At 68.4% G+C, this 16,767-nt stretch carries 15 protein-coding genes; 12 read left to right on the forward strand and 3 right to left on the reverse strand.

The window, feature by feature from the left end; all coding sequences use genetic code 11:
* Nucleotides 1-20 precede the first annotated feature (20 nt).
* On the forward strand, nt 21-986 hold the full coding sequence (trxB, locus tag GQY20_RS14190; RefSeq protein WP_157217756.1) for a thioredoxin-disulfide reductase: 966 nt from the start codon (nt 21-23) through the stop codon (nt 984-986).
* Between the two features lie 276 nt (nt 987-1,262).
* On the opposite strand, the gene GQY20_RS14195 is transcribed toward trxB, so the two are convergent.
* From GQY20_RS14195 to GQY20_RS14205, 3 genes are read right to left on the reverse strand one after another with little or no spacing between them, the layout of a single operon-like run.
* Nucleotides 1,263-2,054, reverse strand: coding sequence for a hydrolase 1, exosortase A system-associated (locus tag GQY20_RS14195; RefSeq protein ID WP_157217757.1), 792 nt, complete (start codon nt 2,052-2,054; stop codon nt 1,263-1,265).
* Entirely contained in the window at nt 2,042-2,776 is a 735-nt protein-coding gene (locus GQY20_RS14200; RefSeq protein WP_157217758.1) for an alpha/beta hydrolase family protein, read from the reverse strand. The genes GQY20_RS14195 and GQY20_RS14200 overlap by 13 nt, the downstream gene beginning before the upstream one ends.
* The gene (locus GQY20_RS14205) at nt 2,773-3,093 is read right to left on the reverse strand and encodes an acyl carrier protein (RefSeq protein WP_157217759.1); all 321 of its coding nucleotides are present in this window, start codon (nt 3,091-3,093) and stop codon (nt 2,773-2,775) included. The genes GQY20_RS14200 and GQY20_RS14205 overlap by 4 nt, the downstream gene beginning before the upstream one ends.
* Nucleotides 3,094-3,205: 112 nt before the next feature.
* On the opposite strand from GQY20_RS14205, the gene GQY20_RS14210 reads away from it, so the two are divergent.
* From GQY20_RS14210 to xrtA, 11 genes are all read left to right on the forward strand, one after another.
* Nucleotides 3,206-4,726, forward strand: coding sequence for an acyl-CoA ligase (AMP-forming), exosortase A system-associated (locus tag GQY20_RS14210; RefSeq protein WP_157217760.1), 1,521 nt, complete (start codon nt 3,206-3,208; stop codon nt 4,724-4,726).
* Complete coding sequence (locus tag GQY20_RS14215; RefSeq protein ID WP_157217761.1) at nt 4,723-5,973, forward strand: pyridoxal-dependent decarboxylase, exosortase A system-associated; 1,251 nt, start codon at nt 4,723-4,725, stop codon at nt 5,971-5,973. The genes GQY20_RS14210 and GQY20_RS14215 overlap by 4 nt, the downstream gene beginning before the upstream one ends.
* 107 nt (nt 5,974-6,080) lie before the next feature.
* Nucleotides 6,081-6,725 carry an XrtA/PEP-CTERM system exopolysaccharide export protein gene (locus tag GQY20_RS14220; protein ID WP_157217762.1) on the forward strand — a complete coding sequence of 215 codons (645 nt, stop codon included), beginning with the start codon at nt 6,081-6,083 and terminating at the stop codon, nt 6,723-6,725.
* 46 nt (nt 6,726-6,771) lie between these two features.
* Entirely contained in the window at nt 6,772-8,310 is a 1,539-nt protein-coding gene (locus tag GQY20_RS14225) for an XrtA system polysaccharide chain length determinant (protein WP_157217763.1), read from the forward strand.
* A 13-nt stretch (nt 8,311-8,323) separates the two neighbouring features.
* On the forward strand, nt 8,324-9,283 hold the full coding sequence (locus tag GQY20_RS14230; RefSeq protein ID WP_157217764.1) for an AAA family ATPase: 960 nt from the start codon (nt 8,324-8,326) through the stop codon (nt 9,281-9,283).
* 2 nt (nt 9,284-9,285) lie between these two features.
* Nucleotides 9,286-10,905: a hypothetical protein gene (locus tag GQY20_RS14235; RefSeq protein ID WP_157217765.1), complete on the forward strand. Its 1,620-nt coding sequence runs from the start codon at nt 9,286-9,288 to the stop codon at nt 10,903-10,905.
* Nucleotides 10,906-10,917: 12 nt separating this feature from the next.
* The gene (locus GQY20_RS14240) at nt 10,918-12,030 is read left to right on the forward strand and encodes an XrtA/PEP-CTERM system-associated ATPase (RefSeq protein ID WP_157217766.1); all 1,113 of its coding nucleotides are present in this window, start codon (nt 10,918-10,920) and stop codon (nt 12,028-12,030) included.
* A 26-nt stretch (nt 12,031-12,056) separates the two neighbouring features.
* Entirely contained in the window at nt 12,057-12,902 is an 846-nt protein-coding gene (locus GQY20_RS14245) for an XrtA system polysaccharide deacetylase (RefSeq protein ID WP_157217767.1), read from the forward strand.
* Nucleotides 12,899-13,957: a FemAB family XrtA/PEP-CTERM system-associated protein gene (locus GQY20_RS14250; protein WP_198350955.1), complete on the forward strand. Its 1,059-nt coding sequence runs from the start codon at nt 12,899-12,901 to the stop codon at nt 13,955-13,957. Before GQY20_RS14245 ends, GQY20_RS14250 begins: the two co-directional genes overlap by 4 nt.
* Nucleotides 13,954-15,201, forward strand: a complete 1,248-nt coding sequence (locus GQY20_RS14255) for a TIGR03087 family PEP-CTERM/XrtA system glycosyltransferase (RefSeq protein WP_157217873.1) — start codon at nt 13,954-13,956, stop codon at nt 15,199-15,201. Before GQY20_RS14250 ends, GQY20_RS14255 begins: the two co-directional genes overlap by 4 nt.
* A 62-nt stretch (nt 15,202-15,263) precedes the next feature.
* On the forward strand, nt 15,264-16,763 hold the full coding sequence (gene xrtA / locus GQY20_RS14260) for an exosortase A (RefSeq protein WP_157217875.1): 1,500 nt from the start codon (nt 15,264-15,266) through the stop codon (nt 16,761-16,763).
* Nucleotides 16,764-16,767: the final 4 nt, after the last annotated feature.

A 16,767-nucleotide genomic window follows, 5' to 3' on the forward strand; every position in this document is an offset into this window, starting at 1 on the left:
CGAGAGAGACGCTGCCGATCATGACTGCAACCCATTCCACCCGCATGCTGATCCTGGGCTCCGGGCCCGCGGGCCTGTCCGCCGCCATCTATGGCGCGCGGGCCGGCATGGCGCCGATCGTCGTGCAGGGGCTGCAGCCGGGCGGGCAACTGACGATCACCACCGACGTCGAAAATTATCCCGGTTTCAAGGACGTGATCCAAGGTCCCTGGCTGATGGAGCAGATGCAGGCGCAGGCCGAGCATGTCGGCGCGCAGATGATGTGGGACACGATCGTCGACGTCGACCTGACCCAGCGCCCCTTCCGCCTGACAGGCGATGGCGGCACCATCTACACGGGCGACGTGCTGGTGATCGCGACCGGCGCACAGGCCAAGTGGCTCGGCATTCCGGGCGAGCAGGAACTGGGCGGCAAGGGCGTGTCGGCCTGCGCCACCTGCGACGGCTTCTTCTACCGCGGCAAGAAGGTGGCGGTGATCGGCGGCGGCAATACCGCGGTCGAGGAAGCGCTGTACATGACCAACCACAGCCATGACGTGACGCTGATCCATCGCCGCGACTCGCTGCGCGCCGAGAAGATCCTGCAGGATCGCCTGTTCGCCAATCCGCGCATCAAGGTGTTGTGGAACAAGCGCGTCGACCGTTTCGTCGGCGGCGGCGATCCTGAAGGGCTCGTCGGCCTCGACCTGGTCGACACCGTCACCGGGGAGGCAAGCCGGTTCGACGCCGAGGGCGGCTTCGTCGCGATCGGCCATCACCCGGCGACCGAGATCTTCAAGGGCCATCTCGACCTCGACGAGGACGGCTATATCAAGGTTGAGACGGGAGGCACCCACACCAGCGTGCCCGGCGTGTTCGCCTGCGGCGACGTGATGGACAAAATCTATCGCCAGGCGGTCACCGCTGCCGGCACAGGCTGCATGGCGGCACTGGATGCCGAGCGTTTCCTTGCGGAAGCGGATTTCGAAGAGAAGGTTGCGGCATAGCCTATTCCTCCTCCCCCTGCGGGGCAGGGCAATCGCATATGGCGAAATCGCTGCATGCGGGCCTCCTCATCCTCCCCAGCTCTGCTGGGGAGGGGGATCAGCCGAAGGCTGGTGGAGGGGAAATACCGTGCATTTGCAAAGTGCGAGCCGTTAGCCGGCCGCGCATTTCCCCTCCACCGCGCTGCGCGCGGTCCCCCTCCCCATCTGCGATGGGGAGGATGAAGAACTCTGCCGTTCATATGCGATAGCCCTGCCCTGCGGGGGAGGATTGGGGGGTCAGCGGCGTGCCAGGGCTTCCATGACCGCGCCATAGAGTCGCTCCGCATCCTCGACGCGTGCGAAGCTGTGCGAGCGGCTGGGGACGCGGAAGACGTGGGCGTGGCCGCGCGGGCGATCGAAGAGCGACGTCTTCCAGGCATCTTCGAAGGCGATGGCCGTGGCGTCGCCCTCTGCGAGGACGATGGTGAGTGGCGCGTTGCTGACGCCGAGCGCCTTGGCCACCGCTAGCCCGAGTTCGGTGATGCCGGCGGTACTCGCGCGGCGGACGCCCTTGAGGATCTGCCTGAAATCGACCTGCAAGGTCAGGAGCCGTTTCCAGCCTTCGATGCTGAGCAGCTTGTCGCGATAGCGGCGCCGGATCGCCGCGGGCGGCGGCATGTCGCCGGCCGGCTCTACCACCCAGGGATTGGCGAGGATGAGCGCATCGATGCCGACGGCGCGATGGTTCAGCGCCAGCGTGGTCGCGGCATCGCAATTGCCGAAGGCGACCAGCCGTTCGAGATGCGGGCAGTGCGTGCGGAAAGCGGCGACGGCGGCCGCCAGGTCCGGCAGGCTCCCGGCAAAGCCCGGATCGTCGCCCTCGCTGTCCCCCACGCCGCGCCGGTCATAGCGGAAGACGGGGAGGCCGCGCGCCGCGATGCGGCGGGCGAGGGCGGCCATGCCGCCATGCGCGCCGGAGCGTATCTCACTGCCGCCGGAGACGATCAGCAGGCCGGTGGCGGCGCGCCCTTCGTCGAGCGTGCCGACCAGGGTCTGCCCCTCGCAGGCGAAGCGGATCAGGCTGCCCATGCGCGCGCCCAGCCGGAAATGTCGGCGGCGATCGCGGCCGCCAGCGCTGGCGAATCGCCGGGCTCCGCACGGCGCCAGAGCGGCGGGCCGGGGAGATAGGCGTCGGCCGGCGCGGCGTCGCCCTCCAGCCGCACGGTGCGGAGCGCCTCGGCATAGGACGGGAGGCCGGCCTTCGCGATGGCCCCGCTGAGGCCGGGCGCGAGCCGATAGCCGGCGAGGAGGATCTCCCCTTCGGCGGCCTGCGCCTCGATCGCCGCGCTGGTGGATGCGGTGCCCTCCTCGCGGTCCGAGGCGAGGCGGGCCCGGACCAGATCGCGCAGCACCATGCGGCCGGCCAGCGGCGACAGCCGCCAATGCGCGGCCGCCTCGATCCCGTCGAGCAGCGCGCCGCCACGGAATGCGGCGACCAGCGGCCGGCGGCCGCAGCCGCGCGCGACGCTTTCGGCCGCGGCAGCCACGGCATCCTGCCAGTCGCGAAAATCGATCGACGCGAGCGCGGCCGGACTTTCACCGCAACCGGGCAGATCCGGCATCCAGCAGCCGACGCCGTCCGCGGCGAGCAGGCGCAGCGTCCGGCCGATCAGCCGGCGGCAGCGGTTCATCTCGGCGAACAGCGGCTGGAGGACGAGAAGCTGCGGCCCATCCGCCGGCCCGTAGGCCAGCATCGGTTGCGGCGTGTCGCGCCAGGCATAGGAGGCGAAGCGGGGCTCCGCCGGGTTCATATCAGCGTCTTGTTCCACGCGAATTCGAGCAGCGATCCGAAGCTTTCGAGCAGCTCGCCGTCCACCTCGTCATCCTCGATGACGATGCCGAGGCGATCCTCCAGCTCGGTGAGCAGGCCGGCGACGGCCATCGAATCGAGTTCGGGCAGTGATCCGAACAGCGGCGTCGCCTCGGTAAAGGCCTCGACCCGCTCCTCGCTGAGCCCGAGCACGTCGCGCAGCACCGCGCGGACGGTGCGTTCGACGTCGGCAGCATCGCTTCTTTCCACCGGCTTCTCTCCCTTTCTGCTCCCGCTGCCAGCGCCTAGCTGCACCATGCGCGGCGGACAAGCGCCGAGAGGATGCGCAGCGGAGCGGTTTCCACGCGGCGGCGGGTGGATTATCCCCGACCGCCCTAACCGAGTCCCGCTCGGCTGGACAGGAGACCGAATGCACGATCCGGATGAGGCGCCGGCGCCGCTCGATCATCTCACGCAGCGTGGCGCACCCGATGCGGCGGCCTATGCCGATCGGGCAGGCACGCTGAGCTATGCCGCGCTCGACCGCGCCGTCGGCCAGCTTGCGGCCGTGCTGCGCGGCGCGGGGCTGGAGACCGGCGAACGGGTGGCGAGCTGGCTCGGCAAGACGCGGCTCGCCTGCCTCCTGCCGCTCGCCGCGGCGCGGGCGGGTCTCGTCCATGTGCCGATCAATCCGCTGCTCAAACATGGCCAGGCCGCGCACATCCTGGCGGACAGCGGCGCGCGGCTCCTGCTGTCCGGCGCCGGGCGGCTGGCGACGCTGGAGGCGGGCGACCTGCCGGGGGGCTGCATGGCGGTCGACGAGGCGGAAATCGCGGCACGGCTGGACGCGGCGGACGCGCTGCCGCCCGGCGATGCTGCGCCGGATGCGCTGGCAGCGATCCTCTATACGTCCGGTTCGACCGGGCGGCCCAAAGGGGTGATGCTGAGCCACGCCAATCTGTGGCTCGGCGCGGTCAGCGTCGCGCGCTACCTGAAGCTCGTGGCCGACGACCGGACGCTGTGCGTGCTGCCGCTGAGCTTCGATTACGGGCAGAATCAGCTGCTTTCCACCTGGGCGGCCGGGGCGTGCGCGATCCCGCTCGATTATCTCACGCCGCGCGACGTGATCCGGGCGGTGGAGCGCTTCGCGATCACCACCCTGGCGGGCGTGCCGCCGCTCTGGATCCAGCTTGCCGAGGCGGAATGGCCGGAGGCGAGCGCGACGGGCCTGCGCCGGCTGACCAATTCGGGCGGCCGGCTGCCGGTGCCGCTGGTGCGGCGATTGCGGGCGCTGTTCCCGGCGGCGCATCTCTATTCGATGTACGGCCTGACCGAGGCCTTCCGCTCGAGCTATCTGGATCCGGCGCTGATCGACGCCCATCCCGACGCGGTGGGCGGCGCGATCCCCTTTGCGGAGCTGATGGTGGTGCGGGCCGACGGGAGTCCGGCAGCCGACGGCGAGCCGGGCGAGCTCGTCCATGCCGGGCCGCTGGTCGCGCAAGGCTATTGGAACGATCCGGAGCGGACGGCGCAGCGCTTCCGCCCGGCGCCCGCCCACTCGGCCTATGGCGGTACGGCGGTCTGGTCCGGCGACACGATGATGCGTGGGGCGGACGGGCTGCTGCGCTTCGTGGGACGCGACGACGAGATGATCAAGACGGCGGGCAACCGGGTGAGCCCGACGGAGATAGAGGAGGCAGCGATAGCGAGCGGCGCCGTGGCCGAAGCGGTGGCGATCGGCGTGCCGGACGAGCGGCTGGGCCAGGCCATCGTGATCGTCGCGCGCGCCGCGGCGGGCGTCGAGGATGGCGAGGCGCGGCTGGCCGCCCATCTCAAGCGCGAGCTGCCGGGTTTCATGCAGCCGCGCGCGCTGCACTGGCGGGAAGAGCTGCCGCGCAATCCGAACGGCAAGCTGGATCGGGCGGCGATTCGCAGGGAGGTGATGGCGTGAAGCCGATGGGCTCGATACCGGCGGATTTCGCCATGCGCGAAGGCGCGCTGCTGATCGCCGGGCGCACCGCGGAAGACTGGATCGCCGAGGCGGGCGACACGCCGCTGTTCGTCTACGACATGGCGATGGTGCGGGCGTGCATCGCCAGGCTGCGTGCCGCGCTGCCGGAGGCGATGGGCATCCATTATGCGGTGAAGGCCAATCCCTTCCCGCCGCTGATCGCGGCGATCCGCCCTTATGTCGACGGGATGGACGTGGCCTCGGCCGGCGAGATGCGCCGCGTGCTCGATGCCGGCATGGCGGCGGCCGACATCTCCTTCGCCGGGCCGGGTAAGCGCGATCGCGAACTGGAGGCGGCGATCGCCGCCGGGGTGACGATCAACCTCGAATCGGAAGCGGAGGCGACGCGCGCGCTCGCCATCGGCGATCGGCTGGGGATCCGGCCGCGCCTGGCGGTGCGGGTGAACCCGGATTTCGAGATTCGCGGATCGGGCATGCGCATGGGCGGCGGGGCGCGGCCGTTCGGCGTCGATGCGGTACGCGCGGCGCCGCTGATTCGCGCGATCGTTTCGGCGGGAGCGGAGTGGCGCGGGCTGCATATCTTTGCCGGATCGCAGGCGCTGGATGCCGCCGCGATCGCGGAGACGCAGGCGGCGACGGTGGCCTTGGCCGGGGAATTGTCCGACGCGGTCGGCGCAGCGCCGCCGCTGGTCAATCTCGGCGGAGGATTCGGCATCGCCTATTTTCCCGGAGAGCAGCCGCTGGACGTCGAGGCGATCGGATCGGCGCTGGCCGGGACGCTGGCCGGACGCGTGCCGATCCTGGCCGAATCGGCCTTTGCGATCGAGCTCGGCCGCTGGCTGGTCGGGGAGGCGGGCGTCTATCTGACACGCATCGTCGATCGCAAGGAAAGCCATGGCGAAACCTTCCTGGTGACCGACGGCGGGCTGCATCACCAGCTCGCCGCCAGCGGCAATTTCGGCACGGTGGTGCGGCGCAACTACCCGGTCGCGGTGGCGCATCGGATGGGCGACGAACCGGAGGAGACGGTGAGCGTCGTGGGCTGCCTGTGCACGCCGCTGGACCTGCTGGCGAACAAGGTGAGCCTGCCGCGTGCCGAGGCGGGAGACGTTATCGCTCTCTTCATGGCCGGGGCTTATGGCGCCAGTGCGAGCCCCCAGGCGTTTCTGGGCCATCCACCGGCGCTCGAAATCCTCGCAGACCCGCCATTTTCGAGTCAATCCTAACGCAATATTCACCTCTTTAGTTGAAATGTGCCGCTGAACCTGCGTCCTTGCGCGACCGATGGGAGGGTCTCGCATCGCGGCGCATGGCAGTAAGAGGTGAGGGATCGATGGCGTATCGGGGCATGATGAAGCTGATGCTGAGCCTGGGGGCGAGCGCCTTGACGCTCAGCGCCTGCGCGACGGACCAGCCGACCCAGGCGTTGCCGTCCGCGGCCTTCGTGCAGCCGAAGGAAGGACCGGGCGAGCAATATGTGATCGGCCCGATGGACCAGCTCACCATCTTCGTCTGGCGCAATCCGGAGCTGGGGGCCAAGGTGCAGGTCCGTCCGGACGGTCGCATCACGACGCCGCTGATCGCGGACCTGCCGGCCGTCGGCAAGACGCCGGCGCAGCTTTCCGAGGATATCAAGGACGCGCTGGCGAAATATATCTCCGACCCGCTCGTGTCGGTGATCGTCGACAATTTCACCGGCACCTATTCCCAGCAGGTGCGCGTGGTCGGCGCGACCGAGAAGCCGGCGTCGCTGCCCTATCGCGCCAACATGACCCTGCTCGACGCGATGATCGCGGTCGGCGGGCTTTCCGAATATGCGGCGGGCAACCGGGCGCGGCTGATCCGCTACGATCCGGCGACCGGCCAGCAACACGAATATCAGCTGAAGATCGCGAACCTCCTCAAGCGGGGCGACGCCGGCGCGAACGTGCGGCTCGAGCCGGGCGACGTGATCATCATCCCCGAAAGCATGTTCTGATCGGCGCACGGAGGAACGGGGGCGGAAACGGGGCGACAGGGAAGCGATGAACAGCATCTACGAAGAAGTGATGATCGCGCTGCATCTCGTCTGGCGCCGCCGCTGGCTGGCGCTGGCGGTCGCGGCGACGGTGTGCCTGGCGGGCTGGCTGGTCGTCGCGCTGATTCCCAACACCTATGAATCGCAGGCGCGGATCTTCGTGCAGATGCAGTCCGTGCTGCCCGACAAGATCGGCATCACCTCCACCGAGCAGATACGGGACATCGATCGCGTCCAGCAGACGCTGGCTTCGACGGTGAACCTCGAGAAGGTGGTGCGCGGCACCGACCTCAGCCTGCAGGCGACCAGCGACAAGGACGTGGCGGCGATCGTCGAGCGGCTGCGTAACAACATCTCGATCAAGTCGCCGCAGGACAATCTCTACCAGATCAGCGCGAAATCGAGCGCCGGCGGCCTTTCCGACCAGCAGAATGCGAAGCTCGCCAAGGCGGTGGTGCAGAAGCTGATCGACATCTTCGTCGAGGAGAATCTGGCCGGCAATCGCGACGAGACCAGCCAGGGCCTGCGCTTCCTGGACGAGCAGCTCGCGCAGCGCGAGAAGCAGCTGCAGGAGGCCGAGCAGAAGAAGGCCGATTTCGAGCAGAAATATGCAGGCATGCTGCCGGGCGTCGGATCGGTGAGCCAGCGCATGGACGCATCGCGTTCCGAGCTGGCCGACGTCGATTCGAATCTCGCCGCCGCGCAAAGCTCGCTGGCTGCACTGAACGGCCAGCTTGCGGGGCTGGCGCCGACCGTCGCCACGCCGGGCGCGAACGGGGCGGTGGGCGGCTATGCCGGGCGACTCGCGGCGCTGGAGGGTCAGCTCAGCGATGCGCAGGCGCGCGGCTGGACGGACGAGCATCCCGACGTGATCGCGCTGAAGCAGCAGATCGCCCGCCTGCGTCCGCTCGCGGCACGCGAGCCGGCGGGCGGCGGGGGCGGCGGCACGCCCAACCCCATGTATGTCACGCTGCGTTCGATGCAGGCGGAGAAGCAGGCGACGGTCGCCGCGCTGATGGCGCGCAAGTCGCAGCTCCAGTCCGACATGAACCAGTTCATCGCCAAGCAGGCCCAGCAGCCCGGCATCGCCGCGGAGCAGCAGCAGCTCGACCGCGACTATGACGTGCTGAAGGCGCAATATGACAAGCTGCTGGCCGATCGCGAGGATGTGAAGCTGCGCAGCGACGTGCAGAGCCAGACCGACGCGGTGAAATTCCGGGTGATCGATCCGCCGAGCGCGCCGCGCCTGCCGGTCGCGCCGAATCGTCCGCTGATGTTGACCGCGATCCTGATCATCGGGCTGGGCGCCGGCTTCGCCGTGGCATTCGGCAAGGCGCAGCTCGCCGTCACCTACGCGACCGCGACGCGGCTGGAAAAAGCGACCGGCCTGCCGGTGATCGGCTCGGTTTCCGAGATATTGACGCCGATGCGGCGCGAGGAGCGCCGGCGCAAGCTGGTGTGGTTCGCCAGCGGGGCGGGGGCGCTCGTCGGCGTGTACGCGCTGCTGATGGTCGTCGAATTCGTCCAGCGCGGCATGGTCGCCTGAGGAAGGAACGGGCATGAACAAGATCAGCTCGATCAAATCCCGAGGCTCGCTGCTGGAGCGGGCAGCGGCGACTTATGATCTGGATGCGGCGATGCGCGACAATGCGCCGGTGGTGGAAACGCCGCCCGCGCCGCCGCCCACCGCTGCGGAGGCGGCGGCCGCGCCGGCGCCTGCCGCGCCCGCCGCGACGCAGGCCGGATCGCCGCCCCGGTTACAGCCCCGCCCGCGCGCCTTCACCGGCCGCCATGGCACGGTGGCGATGGAGGAATTGCGCGAAGCCGGCTTCATCCTGCCCGACTCGCCGGTCAATGCGCTGAACGAGGAATTCCGGATCATCAAGCGGCAGCTCCTGCTCGCGGCGACCGGACGGCGCGGCAGCGAGGGGCTGGATCATGGCCGCATGATCCTGGTCTGCTCGGCCGAGCCGAATGAGGGCAAGACCTTCTGCGCCGTCAACCTCGCGCTCTCGATGGCGACCGAGAAGGACGTCGACGTGCTGCTGGTGGACGCGGACTTCGCGAAGCCCGAAGTGCTCTCGACGCTCGGCCTGGAAGGCGGGCCGGGCCTCATCGACGCGATCGCCGATCCCAAGATCGACGTCGAAAGCTGCGTGATCCGCACCGACATCCCCAATCTCTCGGTGCTGCCGGCCGGCCGGCAGAGCAATGAGGCGACCGAGCTCGTCGCCTCCAACCGCACCGGCGAGGTGCTCGACCAGCTCGTATCCGGTCATCCCGACCGGATCGTGATCTTCGATTCGCCACCCGCGCTGGTGGCTTCGCCGGCTTCGGTGCTGGCGCTCCACGTCGGCCAGATCCTGATGGTGGTGAAGGCCGATCAGACGACGGAGACGCAATTGCGTGACGCGATCGGGCTGCTGAGCGGCTGCCCCCATCTGCAGCTCGTGATCAACGGGGTGCAATTCTCGGCCAATGGCCGCCGCTTCGGCGATTATTACGGCGCGGGCAGCTGAGCATGGCCAAGGATATCCTGCCGCGCACGATCGGCCTCGTCTCGATCGCCTTCGGTGTCTCGATGTTTCCGAAGGTCGCGCACGCGCGCACCCAGGTGACGCCCTATATCGAGGTCCAGCAGGTCCTCGACGCGCAGCTTTCGAGCCCGAGCGACGTTCTCACCTACACGACGGTCGCCGCAGGCGTGGACGCCAGCGCCACCGGCCATCGGGTGGAGGGCACCGTCAGCTACCGCTACGAATATCGCATCCCCTGGGACAAGGACAAGATGAGCAGCGGCGACGTCCATAGCGGCATCGCGCGCGGCCAGTACCAGATCATCCCGAACACGCTGAGTTTCGAGGGCGGTGCGCTGGCGACGCGCACGCGCACCGACATTCGCGGCGCGGCGCCGCTGATCCTCACCGGCGACAAGGACAATATCAATCAGGTGTTCGGCTTCTATGGCGGCCCGACCCTCTCGACCCATGCCGGGCCGCTGCAGATCGGCGCGAGCTACCAGCTCGGCTATGTGAAGGTGGAGGACAAGAACAGCGTCCTGCTCCCTACGGGCTCCCAGCGACTCGACCAGTTCGACGATTCGACCGTGCAGAACGTGCAGGCGAGCATCGGCATGCAATCCGGCCGGCTTCCGTTCGGCTGGACCATCTCCGGCGGCTGGCAGCACGAGGACGCTTCCCAGCTCGACCAGCGCTATGACGGCAAATATGTCCGCGCGGACGTGACCGTGCCCGTGACCGCGCATATCGCGCTGACCGGCGGCGTCGGATACGAGAAAATCAACATAGCCGAACGGCCGGTGTTGCGCGATACGGCGGGCAACCCGGTAACGACCGGAAACGGCCGCTACGTGACCGACAAGAGCGCGCCGCGCCTCACCTATTACGACACGGACGGCCTGATCTGGGACGTCGGCGTGATCTGGCGGCCGAGCCCCCGCGCCACGCTGCAGGCCCGCGTCGGCAAGCGTTACGGCCAGACCGCCTATACCGGATCGCTGGACTATCGGGTGAGCGAGAATTCCGGGCTGCAGATCGGCGTCTATAACGGCATCGAAAGCTTCGGACGCCAGCTGATCGGCGACGTCGCAGCGCTGCCGACCAACTTCCAGGTCACGCGCAATCCATTCGGCGGCGACGTCAACGGATGCGTCTTCGGAGCGACGCCGGGCAGCGGAGGCTGCCTGGAGGACGCGCTGCAATCGGTGAGCACCGAGAATTTCCGGGCACGCGGCGTCAACGCGCTGTTTTCCTCGCGCCGCGGGCCTTGGACGATGGGCGTCGGCATCGGCTATGCCGAGCGCCGCTACATCGCGCCAGTCTATGGCAGCATCTTCACCGTCAACGGCGTGACGGACAGGAGCGTGACCGGCGAGTTCACCCTGACGCGCGAGCTGACCCGCTCGTCCGGCATCACCGGCGCGCTTTACGCCGCCTGGTATAACCCTGGCATCGTCAATTCCTCAGACGTGTTCGCATATGGCGGAACAAGCACCTATTATCACACCTTCGGTGAGCGGCTGAGCGCTCAGGCGTCGTTAGGCATTTATGCCTATGACCAGAAGCAGGCGGACGACGTCGTCTCCGGTGCGGCGCAGGTCGGCATGCGCTACTCATTCTAGAAGGGAAGCGAGATGTATAGCGATCATTACGGCCTGACAGGGCGCCCCTTCCAGCTCACGCCCGACGCGCGTTTTTATTTCGGAAGCCAGACGCATCGCAAGGCGATGGCCTATCTCGGCTATGGCCTTGCCCAGGGAGAAGGCTTCATCGTCATCACCGGCGACATCGGCGCGGGCAAGACCACGCTGGTCGGCCATCTGATGGCGACGGTCGACAAGTCCCGCCTCAACGCGATCCACCTGGTTTCGACACAGGTGGAGGGAGACGATATCCTCCGCCTGACCGCGCAGGGCCTGGGGCTGGCCACCGAAGGCGTCGAGAAGGCGCAGCTGCTGGACCGGGTGGAGCGTCACCTGATCGACCAGGCGCGGGGCGGCAAGCGCACCCTGCTGATCGTCGACGAGGCGCAGAACCTGCCGGTGTCCGCGTTGGAGGAGCTGCGCATGCTCTCCAACTTCCAGACCGGCGGCCATGCGCTCGTGCAGATCTTCCTGCTCGGCCAGCCCGAATTTCGCGAGCGGGTGCAGAAGTCCGACAAGCTCGAGCAGCTTCGCCAGCGCGTCATCGCCACCCATCATCTCGAGCCGATGGGCGCGAACGAGATCGAACCCTATATCGTGCATCGGCTCGGGCTGGTCGGCTGGACGGGCAATCCCAAATTCACGCAGGACGCCTATACGGCCATCTACCGCTGGTCCGGCGGCGTGCCGCGCAAGGTGAACGCGCTCGCCGCGCGCATCATGCTGTTCGGCGCTCTCGAAGACCTGGCGGAGATCGATGGAGAGGCGGTCGAAGCGGTGATCGCGGACATGGCCGGCGACACGTTGAGCGACGACCAGCAGCTCAGCTTCGACACGCAGCAGGCGCCGCGCCTTCGCCCGGTCGCCGTTCCCGATCCGGCGCCGCTCGCGCAGCCGGCCTCGCCGCCGCGCTTTCACGCGGTGCCTGAAGCGCCGACGCCGGCCGCGCCCGATCCCGAGCTGCTGGCGCGGATCGATCAGCTCGAAGCCAAGCTGAAGGCGCAGGAGGCTGCGCTACGCCGTGTACTCACCCTGCTGGTCGACTGGGTCGAGAGCGACGAGCCGCGCCCGCGCTGGGATGCGGTGCGTTCCGGCGTCGCCTGAGACTTACGCATGCGGGGGCAGGCGTAATGCTGAATGCGCTTTCGGTGGACGTCGAGGACGCGTTTCAGGTGGGCGCGTTCGAAACGACGATCGCCCGTGAGGACTGGGACCGGCTGGTGCCGCGCGTCGAGGCCAATACGGACAAGGTGCTGGCGCTTTTCGCAGGCGCCGGCGTCAAGGGGACTTTCTTCACTCTGGGCTGGGTGGCGCATCGCTATCCCGCGCTGATTCGCCGGATCGTCGACCAGGGGCATGAGATTGCCAGCCATGGCTGGGATCATGCGCGCGTCTTCACGATGACCGCCGCGCAGTTTCGCGACGATCTCGTCCGTGCCCGAACGGCGATCGAGGATGCGGCGGGAGTGGCGGTCACCGGCTATCGCGCGCCGAGTTTCTCGATCGACGCGCGCACGCCCTGGGCGCATGGCGTGCTGGCGGAGGCGGGCTATGCCTATTCCTCGAGCATCGCGCCGGTCGCGCACGATCATTATGGCTGGCCGGATGCGCCGCGCTTCGCCTGGCGGCCGCTGGCGGATGCCGATCTGATCGAGCTGCCGGTCACCACCGCGAAATTCCGCGGGCGCACGCTGGCGGCAGGCGGCGGCGGCTTCTTTCGCATGCTGCCCTACGGCTTTTCCCGCTGGGCGATCCGACAGGTGAATGGCGAGGAAGCCCGGCCGGCGATATTCTATTTCCACCCCTGGGAGATCGATCCGGACCAGCCGCGCGTGCCCGGCGCGCCACTGCGCTCGCGCATTCGCCACTTCAGCCGGCTGGCGGCGATGGAGGGCAAGCTGCGCCGCCTGCTCGGCGAATTCGCGTGGGGCAGGGTGGACGCCGTCGTCGCCGGCCAGGCGCCGCTGCGGCCATGACGATGGAGCAGCCGATCCCTGCCGTGCGCACCGGCCTGGCGGACGCGGCCGATCATGAGCGGATCGATGCCTATGTCCGCGGGCATGCCGAGGGCACGCCCTTCCATCTCACCGCGTGGAACGAGGCAGTGGCAAGGGGATGCCGGCAGAAAAGCCATTATCTGATCGCCGAAAGCGCCGGCCGGATCGTTGGCGTGCTGCCGCTGGGCGAGGTCCATTCTCCGCTGTTCGGCCGTGCGCTGGTTTCGTCGCCGTTCGCGGTCGGCGGCGGGATATTGGCCGATGACGACCGCACGCTCGCGCGGCTCGCCGAGGAGGCCTGGATCCTCGCGGTGCGGCTCAGCTGCCCCTCTGTCGAGCTGCGCGGCGGGATGCTGCCTGCGGACTGGCCGGCGAGCGAGAGCACCTATGCGGGCTTCGTCCGCCCGCTCGCGGCCGACGACGAGGCGGAACTGCTCGCAATTCCGCGCAAGCAGCGCGCCGAGGTGCGCAAGGCGCTGGGGCTGGATCTCGACGTCGAGGTCGGCACGGGTACCGCCGATCGTGCCGCCCATTATGGCGTCTATGCCGAGAGCGTGCGCAATCTCGGTACGCCCGTCTTCCCGCGCAGCCTCTTCGATGCGGTGCTGGATGGTTTCGGGGCAGATGCGGACATTCTCACCGTGCGCAAGGACGGCCAGCCGCTCGCCAGCGTGCTCAGCCTCTATCACGGCGGCGCCGTGATGCCTTATTGGGGTGGCGGCACGCGGGCCGCGCGTACCTTCCGCGCCAACGACATGATGTATTATGCGCTGATGAACCATGCGCGCCGGCGCGGCTGCACCCACTTTGATTTCGGCCGTTCCAAGTTCGGCACGGGGGCCTTCGCCTTCAAGCGCAACTGGGGCTTCGAGCCGGCGCCGCTGCGCTATGCGGTAAAGGCGGCGGAAGGGGAGGGGCCGCGCGAGATCAATCCGATGAGCCCCAAATACCGGATGCAGGTCGCGCTCTGGCAGAAGCTGCCGCTGTGGCTCGCCAATCGGCTCGGACCGGCCATCTCGCGGGGGCTGGGCTGATGGGCGACATCCTCTTCCTGGCGCATCGCGTGCCCTTTCCGCCGGATCGCGGCGACAAGATCCGCAGCTGGAACCTCCTGCGCGCGATGACCCGCCTGGGCCGCGTGCATGTCGGTACCTTCGCCGACAATGGCGTCGATGCGGCCCATGCCGAAGCATTGCGGCCGCTGGTCGGGAAGCTGCATGTCGAGGAGCGGCGCGTGTCGCAGCCGCGTGCGGTCGCCCGGTCTCTGATCCGGCGCCGGCCAGCCTCGGTGGCGGCGTTCGAGAGTGCGACGATGCAGGCTTTCGTCGAGCGGACGCTGGAGGACGAACCGGTCGATACGATTTTCGCCTATTCGGGGCAGATGGCGCAGTTTGTGCCGGCAAACCGGCTCGGCCTCAGGTTCGTGATGGATTTCGTTGACGTGGATTCAGCCAAGTTCGCGGCCTATGCCGAGGCCTCGCGCATGCCGATGCGCTGGCTGTACCGGCGCGAGGCGCGCAGCCTCTACGAATTTGAACGGCGAACCGCGATGCGCGCGGACCTCAGCCTGTTCGTCAGCGAGGCGGAGGCCCGCTTGTTCCGCACATTCGCAGGTATCGGCAGCAGGCAGGTGTGTGCGCTGGAAAACGGCATCGATCTGGTGTTCTTCCGCCCCGATGCCGACGTCGCGCCGGCCGAGATGGACCATAGCGAGGCGGGGCCGCTGATCGTTTTCACCGGACAGATGGACTATCGGCCCAACATCCAGGCGGTGACGGATTTCGCCATGGAGACCTTGCAGCGTATCCGCGAGCGCTATCCGGCCGCGCGCTTCGCGATCGTCGGACGCAATCCGGCCCGTTCGGTGCTGCGTCTTGCGGACGAGCCTGGCGTGATCGTCACCGGCGCAGTGGTCGACATCCGTAGCTGGCTGAAGGCGGCGGACGTCGTGGTGGCACCACTGCGGCTGGCGCGCGGGATCCAGAACAAGGTGCTGGAGGCAATGGCGATGGGCAAGGCGGTCGTCGCCTCACCAGCCGCTTTCGAGGGCATCGACGCCAAGGACGGTCGCGATCTGATCGTCGCCGTGCCTGCCGCCGAAGCGGATGCGGTCTGTGCGCTGATCGCAGATCCGGCACGGGCGCGGGAGATCGGCATGGCCGCTCGTGCACTTGTCGAGGCGCGCTATGGTTGGGAGGCACGGCTTGCGCCGCTGCCCGGCATGCTGGGTCGGGGCGAATCGACTGATCACGATGCACCCGCCGGGGCGGCGGCGTGAGTCTGGCTCCGCCGATCCGGCCCGCCGCGGCCGGGCCGATCATGCCGCGCGCCAGCGAGGGCATGCCGCACTGGCGCCGGCCGCTGGTCGCGCTGGCACTGCTCTGGGCCGCGCTGCTGCTGATCTTCTTCAGCGACGCGGCCAAGATCGTCGAGCTGTGGTGGACGAGCTCCACCTTCGAGCACTGCCTGCTGATCCCGCCGATCATCGCCTGGCTGGTATGGCAGCGCGCATCCGAGGTGAAGCGGCTGGAGCCGGTGGGCTGGGCGCCGGGATTGCTGATCGTGGCGGCGGGCGCGCTCGGCTGGCTGCTCGGCCATGCTGCGGGCGTCTCGGTCGCGCGGCATTACGGCCTCGTGCTGATGCTGCAGGGCGCGGTGGTCGCCTGCCTCGGGCCAGCGGTGGCGCGCGGACTGCTGTTTCCGCTCTGCTACCTCTTCTTCCTCGTCCCGGCGGGGGAGGGGCTGGTGCCGCCGCTGCAGACGATCACGGCGCAGATGTGCATGGCGCTGCTCCATCTGTTCGGCGTGCCGGCGCATATCGAAGGCGTCTTCATCACCATTCCGAACGGATATTTCGAGGTCGCCGAAGCCTGTTCGGGGGTGAAGTTCCTGATCGCGATGCTCGCCTATGGCGTGCTGGTCTGCAACGTGTGCTTCAAGAGCTGGACCCGCCGGGCGCTGTTCATGGCGGCGGCGGCGGTGGTGCCGATCCTCGCCAACGGGCTGCGCGCCTGGGGCACCATCTATGTCGCGCACCTGACCAGCGCCGATTTCGCGGTGGGTTTCGATCATGTCGTCTATGGCTGGATCTTCTTCGCGATCGTAATCGCCATCATGATGGGTCTGGGCTGGCCCTTCTTCGATCGCGGCGTCACCGAGCCGTGGATAGATCCGCCGGCAATCCAGGCATGGGCGGATCGTCTGCCCGGTCGGACGAGGCTGCTGCCCGTGACGATCGGCGCCGTGGCGATCGCGTTGCTTCCGGTCGGATGGTCCGCGGCGATCGCGGCGAGTGGCCGTACGCCGATACCGGCCCTGACGGGCCTGCCCCAGTTGCCCGGATGGCGCCAGACGCACGAGACCGGCTATTTCTGGCGGCCGCGCTACGATGGCGCCGACCTGCGGCTCATCCAGCGTTACACCAACGGAGCCGGCCAATCGGTGGATCTCGCCGTCGCCGTCTATGGCAGCCAGAGCGAGGGGCATGAACTGGTCGGCTATGGCCACGGCGCGGTCGATCCCGACAGCCAGTGGGCGTGGACGGACAACACCGCCTCGCCGCCAGAAGGACGCGCTTTCCGGATTTCGGCGCCCGGCCCGGTTGTCCGTGAGGTCGCGACCTTCTATCGGATCGGCGGAATCACGACGGGGAGCGAAACACGCGTGAAGCTGGAGACGCTGAAGCTGCGTCTGCTGGGGGGCCAGCAGCGTGCGATGGCGATCCTCGTCTCGGCTGAACAGCCGGCGCAGGGGCGCAGCGCGCGCCCGGCGATCGACGCCTTCCTCGCCGCGCTCGGCCCGGTCGATACCTTCGCCGACCGCCTCGTTCCGCCCCGCTGAGGAC

Source organism: Flavisphingomonas formosensis, assembly GCF_009755815.1.
Lineage (GTDB): Bacteria > Pseudomonadota > Alphaproteobacteria > Sphingomonadales > Sphingomonadaceae > Flavisphingomonas > Flavisphingomonas formosensis.

What these genes read in the sequence shown, in the direction of transcription:
- GQY20_RS14200 (WP_157217758.1), bottom strand. Translation starts at nt 2,776, where the DNA reads ATGAACCCGGCGGAGCCCCGCTTCGCCTCCTATGCCTGGCGCGACACG.
- GQY20_RS14230 (WP_157217764.1), top strand. Translation starts at nt 8,324, where the DNA reads ATGAACAAGATCAGCTCGATCAAATCCCGAGGCTCGCTGCTGGAGCGG.
- GQY20_RS14210 (WP_157217760.1), top strand. Translation starts at nt 3,206, where the DNA reads ATGCACGATCCGGATGAGGCGCCGGCGCCGCTCGATCATCTCACGCAG.
- GQY20_RS14220 (WP_157217762.1), top strand. Translation starts at nt 6,081, where the DNA reads ATGGCGTATCGGGGCATGATGAAGCTGATGCTGAGCCTGGGGGCGAGC.
- GQY20_RS14205 (WP_157217759.1), bottom strand. Translation starts at nt 3,093, where the DNA reads ATGGTGCAGCTAGGCGCTGGCAGCGGGAGCAGAAAGGGAGAGAAGCCG.
- GQY20_RS14235 (WP_157217765.1), top strand. Translation starts at nt 9,286, where the DNA reads ATGGCCAAGGATATCCTGCCGCGCACGATCGGCCTCGTCTCGATCGCC.
- GQY20_RS14245 (WP_157217767.1), top strand. Translation starts at nt 12,057, where the DNA reads ATGCTGAATGCGCTTTCGGTGGACGTCGAGGACGCGTTTCAGGTGGGC.
- xrtA (WP_157217875.1), top strand. Translation starts at nt 15,264, where the DNA reads ATGCCGCACTGGCGCCGGCCGCTGGTCGCGCTGGCACTGCTCTGGGCC.
- GQY20_RS14225 (WP_157217763.1), top strand. Translation starts at nt 6,772, where the DNA reads ATGAACAGCATCTACGAAGAAGTGATGATCGCGCTGCATCTCGTCTGG.
- GQY20_RS14240 (WP_157217766.1), top strand. Translation starts at nt 10,918, where the DNA reads ATGTATAGCGATCATTACGGCCTGACAGGGCGCCCCTTCCAGCTCACG.
- trxB (WP_157217756.1), top strand. Translation starts at nt 21, where the DNA reads ATGACTGCAACCCATTCCACCCGCATGCTGATCCTGGGCTCCGGGCCC.
- GQY20_RS14250 (WP_198350955.1), top strand. Translation starts at nt 12,899, where the DNA reads ATGACGATGGAGCAGCCGATCCCTGCCGTGCGCACCGGCCTGGCGGAC.
- GQY20_RS14195 (WP_157217757.1), bottom strand. Translation starts at nt 2,054, where the DNA reads ATGGGCAGCCTGATCCGCTTCGCCTGCGAGGGGCAGACCCTGGTCGGC.